The organism is Bacillus sp. CCNWLW194, assembly GCF_037120585.1.
GTDB classification, from domain to species: Bacteria; Bacillota; Bacilli; order Bacillales; family Bacillaceae_G; genus Bacillus_A; species Bacillus_A basilensis.
Map to the genome: position 1 here is coordinate 1 of NZ_JBBBBL010000043.1, position 5,823 is coordinate 5,823.

General features: G+C 35.7%; 7 protein-coding genes. 4 read left to right on the forward strand and 3 right to left on the reverse strand.

Annotated features, from left to right (window positions below):
* The first annotated feature begins 380 nt into the window (after positions 1-380).
* From V7S50_RS33815 to V7S50_RS33825, 3 genes are all read left to right on the forward strand, one after another.
* Entirely contained in the window at positions 381-620 is a 240-nt protein-coding gene (locus tag V7S50_RS33815; RefSeq protein ID WP_252209377.1) for a hypothetical protein, read from the forward strand.
* A 125-nt stretch (positions 621-745) separates the two neighbouring features.
* The gene (locus tag V7S50_RS33820; protein WP_242256827.1) at positions 746-1,309 is read left to right on the forward strand and encodes a replication/maintenance protein RepL; all 564 of its coding nucleotides are present in this window, start codon (positions 746-748) and stop codon (positions 1,307-1,309) included.
* Positions 1,302-1,496, forward strand: coding sequence for a hypothetical protein (locus V7S50_RS33825; RefSeq protein WP_242256825.1), 195 nt, complete (start codon positions 1,302-1,304; stop codon positions 1,494-1,496). Before V7S50_RS33820 ends, V7S50_RS33825 begins: the two co-directional genes overlap by 8 nt.
* A gap of 30 nt (positions 1,497-1,526) precedes the next feature.
* Here the strand turns inward: V7S50_RS33825 and V7S50_RS33830 are convergent, their stop codons facing one another.
* The 3 genes from V7S50_RS33830 to V7S50_RS33840 form a co-directional block, all read right to left on the reverse strand.
* Positions 1,527-1,712, reverse strand: coding sequence for a DUF7695 domain-containing protein (locus V7S50_RS33830; RefSeq protein ID WP_242256823.1), 186 nt, complete (start codon positions 1,710-1,712; stop codon positions 1,527-1,529).
* A gap of 14 nt (positions 1,713-1,726) precedes the next feature.
* On the reverse strand, positions 1,727-2,953 hold the full coding sequence (mobV, locus tag V7S50_RS33835) for a MobV family relaxase (RefSeq protein WP_252209376.1): 1,227 nt from the start codon (positions 2,951-2,953) through the stop codon (positions 1,727-1,729).
* 391 nt (positions 2,954-3,344) lie between these two features.
* A complete protein-coding gene (locus V7S50_RS33840) occupies positions 3,345-3,665 on the reverse strand; it encodes a hypothetical protein (RefSeq protein WP_242256820.1) in 321 nt (106 codons plus the stop codon).
* Positions 3,666-4,315: 650 nt separating this feature from the next.
* Between V7S50_RS33840 and V7S50_RS33845 the strand changes: the two genes are divergently transcribed.
* Positions 4,316-5,761: a peptidase G2 autoproteolytic cleavage domain-containing protein gene (locus V7S50_RS33845; RefSeq protein ID WP_336376851.1), complete on the forward strand. Its 1,446-nt coding sequence runs from the start codon at positions 4,316-4,318 to the stop codon at positions 5,759-5,761.
* The last annotated feature ends 62 nt before the right edge of the window (positions 5,762-5,823 follow it).

Here is a 5,823-nt window from a genome sequence, read left to right on the forward strand (position 1 = left end):
ATTTTAGTTCGCTAAAAGATAAACGACCATATAACATATTAAATTTATAATTTTCACTTTCATTAACGAGAATTATGTAAATCAGCTGTCCATATGGATGGCTGATTTTTTTACATAGAATGATTTTGTCTTTCGATTTTCCTTTTGCTTTTTGGCTAGAGTGCTGGCTCGTCGTGTGGGGGCGAACCCCCACATATTACGTATCAATTTTCGAATAAGAACTATTTCAGAGCGAATGATCTAAGCGGTTCGGCTCGTATACTTGCTTGTCCAAGTCGAGAACCATTGCTTTGCTTTTTGTCTGTCGGCTTGGCGAAAAAAGCATACGAGCCGAAAAAATTTCTACAAGGATGAAGCAAAGCGGAAAAGGTGGAGATTTTTTGAGTGTTTTTCTCAAAAAATACTACCTGTTCCTTGTAAAAATTTTAGCTCTTAAGGAAAAAGAGAAAAAAAGACCAACTTTTAGTTGGTCTTTTTTTAAAATATCAAAGGGGCTATTTAGCCCCTTTGATATTAGAAGAGAGGGAATGTTAGCAAAAAGTGGGACAATCCCAGTCATACCAATGGATTTGGCGTTTTTTCTTGTGTTCATATTTGATAGCAATTGTGTTCATTTTTGAAGATGTCTGTATTCTTTTGATGAATACAATTGTATTTTTTATATGATTGTGTTAGTGTTCTTTTAAAGAGATATTTGGTGTTCAAGTTTGAATACATACACATTAAATAAATAGGGGGATATTTCATGGAAAAACATGACGAAAATTTAGAATATCATGCAGAAACTCAAACCTTAGTCGGTCAAAAGAAACGAGAATTAGTAGATACTGAAACTGGAGAAGTTATTCATGTAGACCAAATAACCAAAAGAGTTTATGGAACTAAAAACTTTTGGAAAATGTATCTAATGGATTTCTTAACAGTTCTAGGGATCATAGACAACAAACAACTAGATGTTTTTATATACATAGCTGAAAATACAAACCAATCTAACAATCTTTTTATAGGCACATATAGAAGTATCTCAAAAGATGTTGGTGTCGGTGTAAGTACAGTTACACGTATTATGAAAAAGCTACAAGAAAGCAATTTTATCAAAAAAAAACAAAATGGCGTTTATATCGTAAATCCTAACATCATGATGAAGGGTAATGATACAAAACGACAAATACTATTGAGTTATTATGAAGAGGATAAACCTTTAAATTCTATCGACATATTAAGAGGAAAACAAAAAGCTCTTCCAGAACAAGAAACAACAAAAAACGAACCAAAAAAATTAGGATTGGAGACGAAAAATAATGATTGAGGGCGTTGAATTAAATATTTATTTAGATGACGATACAGTATCATTTAGTCTATCCCCTGTACAAACAGAAGTTATATTTAAAGCATTGGGACTACAATTTGATGCAAAGACACAAACATTAAGTTCATTTAGTGATAACAGTTTACAAAAACATATTCTTCCTAAAATTAATTTTGTACCTAAATAAAAAGCATTACATCAATGGATGTAATGCTTTTTATTTATCCTCATATTCATAAAGTTCAATCAAATTTTCTGAATCACCAATAATACGAGCATATTCTAAACCACCATCTACTCCTACTGATCCGCATGAACAATACTTAAAATCATGAGTAATTTTAGATTCAATTACATCACCACATTTTCGACATTGAATTGCATTTCTCTTTAATTTTTTCATTGATAATCCCCCTATCAAAGTTCTCGTTCATTTCCACGTTCTTTTCTTTGTTGCTTTTGTTGAGTTGCAAGAAACTTTGATGCTGCTTCATATCCTTTTTTCTCATTTTCATTCAATGCTTTTTCCGAATATCTAAAAGAACTAAATCTATTTATCGATGCATTTACTTTTCTCTTACAAAAACCAATTATTTCATGAAATTTTGACACTTCTTTCGGAATAAACTTCTCATAAAATTTGTTCATTTCATCAAATAATTTTGCTAGACGTTCATATTTGCCTTTATATGGCTTTAACCCTTCATTTTCTTTTTCCAAACGTTTCAATGTTGTATGTAAATCTGTATTACTCGCTTGTAATGCTTCATTCTTGCGATGTAACGTCATATTTTCACGTTTAAAAGCTTCTGATGCCTTTGCCTTAGTTTTGAGTTCTTCAAAGTCTTCTACGCTCATTTCAACGGTTTTAGAGCGTAAAATACCACCTTTATGTTTAACTTCGATCTTATCGACTTTATTTGTTGAGTTCACTGCGTTTTGTAATTGATTCAAACGAGATTCTAATTGTTCCATTTGCTTATTTACTACTTCTTTTTTCTGTAGGCATTGTCCGATCTCTTTTTCTAAAGCATTTATCTCTTCTTTTGCGGTCATTGCCTTGAATTTTCGCATTTCTACATGCTTTTTGTCACTTGATACACCACGTTCCAAATAAAAGCCCTTTTCTACCATGTGAGCATGAAAATCGTCCTGGAGCGAAACTAATTCTTTTCGGTTAAAAATCTGTTTCGCTGATAATTTATTCTCTTCCGTTACTGGAACCATTCCAACATGCATATGAGGTGTTTTCTCATCCAAATGTACCGCTGCATGTACAATATTACGCTCATCGTATCTCTCTTTTAAAAAACTGTATGCTTCTTTGAAAAATACTTTTTGTTGAGCTGGATCAACCATATCCAGCACATCGAAAAATTCTCTATCACTTGTTACCACAAACTCACACATCACAACCGCATCTTTTCGAATCGCCCGATTGATCTCTACATTCTGCTCAATCTTGTCTTTCACTGTTTTCAAATAATCAATGTGGCCATCATTATGTAAATCATAATTAAGATGTGTTCGCTCTGATTCAATATCATGATTTGTGTGACTCTCTTTTTCTCTCTGATTATGAATTTGAATTCCCTTCACATCTCGCATTTTAAATTTCTGCATCCGGCAAATTGCGTAACTCATTTTTTCGCCTCTTTTCCAATTGGTTCTACGTCCTTATCAGTCCCTAGAACCATATAAAGTATATATACTTCTCTACTGTTTTTCGGTGGACTTCCATGTAAAGTATAGCACACTATACTTTACTATCGTAAAGGTGTGCCCTTCGGGGCTATTCGGCAAGCCGAATCAAACCTCGGACTTTGTCCGAACCTACAAGGGGAACTCTTCCCCTTGACCCCCTCAATCGAACTCCCCAACCCCTCAATCCTTGAGGGGCTCCCTCGCCGGTTAGCAGGAACAAACGGTAGTTTGTTCAGTGCCAAGAGAGTTCGGGTGTAGTCCAGTTGGTCAAGTCAAATACTCCCTTTGCTTCGCTAGGTCCGTTTTGATTGACCAACACATGCAACGACCTCTATTGATCGTCTTCGTTTTCCTCTCGTTTTTTCACTGCATATTCATATAATCGCTCATTAAATCCTTTATCTATCTTTAAAAATTGCTTCTCAGTATTATAACGTTCCTCTACTTCTTTCATCAGCAATACTTCTGGTTCAGGCATCTCATATTTTCCCTCAACAATAATTGGTCGAGCTGGTTGTATTTTTACTTGTAACGAAGTTAATTTACAAAACTGTGGTACAGAAAGTTCTCTCATCTTCGCCAACATTTCTAACTTCTCATATTGTTCTTCATTCACGGTAAATTTGACTTGAATTGTTTTTTCTTTGTCCATTTTAGTACCTCCACGATGTACTTTTTAGTACATATAATTGTACCATTACGTACCATAAAACCCAAGTATTACAGAAGTAAAAACTTAAATTTCTACCTCAGTAATACTACCTAACTTTTCATATCTTTTTTCTATAAAATCAACAGTACCCAAACTTGTTATATACCCCTCAAACACTCCAGATTCACCTCTAACCTATTTGTATTTTCTCGAACATACAAAACACCAAAGAACAAAAAGGCCTCTCAGACAAGCCGAGGGGCCTTTTAAATGTACATCTTATTATTTTGTTCTCACTTCGTCAGAAACCACACTAAAAATATGCAAGATTGTATGCAAAAAAAGAATAGCGCGGATCTCTAGAATCCTCGCTATATCAACCATGTATAAAATCATGCATATTAATTTTACTAAAAAAGAAAAAAGAATCCCATAAAAACAGGGGTTCTTCCTTTATCCTTGCTACCGATAATAATGCGTTATGTTAACAAAATATGTATACGATATACAAAACTAAACAGATGAAACTAGTTTATAAAAAAATGATTTATATATAACATTCTTCATAAAAATCGTGTCGTTTTTTTATAAATGTCATTTTTCCCTCTCATACATTTACTAACTATGATAAAAGTTTTTGGAGGTGAATTATGTTTAATAAAAAGAAATGGGAGGGTCTTATACCGGATGATGTATTAAGTGCCCCTGCATTAGATCCAAATTTAATTGGTCCTACATTACCACCTATTCCTTCTTTTACTTTGCCAACAGGAGATACTGGACCTACAGGACCTACAGGAGATACTGGACCTACAGGAAATACTGGACCTACAGGAAATACTGGACCTACAGGAAATACTGGACCTACAGGAGACACTGGACCTACAGGAAATACTGGACCTACAGGAAATACTGGACCTACAGGAGACACTGGACCTACAGGAGATACTGGACCTACAGGAAATACTGGACCTACAGGAAATACTGGACCTACAGGACCAACCGCAACAATCTGTATTAGAACTGACCCCGATAATGGATGTTCTGTGGCAGAAGGAAGTAGTACGATTGCAAGCGGATTTGCCTCTCATGCGGAGGCATGTAACACCCGTGCGATCGGGGACTGTTCTCATGCTGAAGGCAATGCTACAACAGCAAGTGGAAATCACTCCCATGCTGAAGGAGCTCTCACAATAGCAAGTGGATTTTCCTCCCATGCCGAAGGCAATACTACAACAGCAAGTGGAAGTGTCTCCCATGCCGAAGGATTTTTCACAATAGCAAGTGGAGGTGCCTCCCATGCCGAAGGATCTTTCACAACAGCAAGTGGATCTTCCTCCCATGCCGAAGGAGATGGCACAACAGCAAATGCAAATTTCTCTCATGCTGAAGGGTTTAATACCACTGTAAATGTAGCTCATACAGGTTCTCATATTATGGGGCAAAATGGAACTACACGATTTCCTTTTTCTTGGCATTTGGCAAATGGTCTTGCTGTTGGACCATCCTTAAATTCCGCTGTAATTGAAGGAGCAACAGGAAATCTTTATCTCGACGGTGTTGTAATATCTCCTAATGCTGCAGATTATGCAGAAATGTTTGAAACCATTGATGGAAACTCCATTGATGTCGGACACTTTGTAACTTTATACGGGGAAAAAATCAGAAAAGCAAATACAAACGATGATTACATTCTAGGGGTAGTGAGTGCAACACCAGCCATGATTGCAGATGCAAGTGATTTACGTTGGCATAACCTCTTCGTAAAAGATGAATGGGGCAGAACTCAATATCATGAAGTTGTTGTACCAGAAAAAAAAGATGACGATGGAAAAGTGATCCACCCAGCTTTTACAAAAACCGAACCGATATTAAACCCTGAATGGGACCCTTTACAAGAATATATTTCGCGACTGCAAAGACCTGAATGGGTTCCTGTAGGTCTTGTCGGAAAACTTCTAGTTCGTGATGATGGTACCTGTCAAGTAGATGGTTATTGTAAATCTAATGATGAGGGAATTGCTACAACATCAACTAAAGGATATCGTGTGATGAAACGTACAGGACCAAATCAAATCATGATTTTAGTTCGCTAAAAGATAAACGACCATATAACATATTAAATTTATAATTTTCACTTTCATTAACGAGAATTATG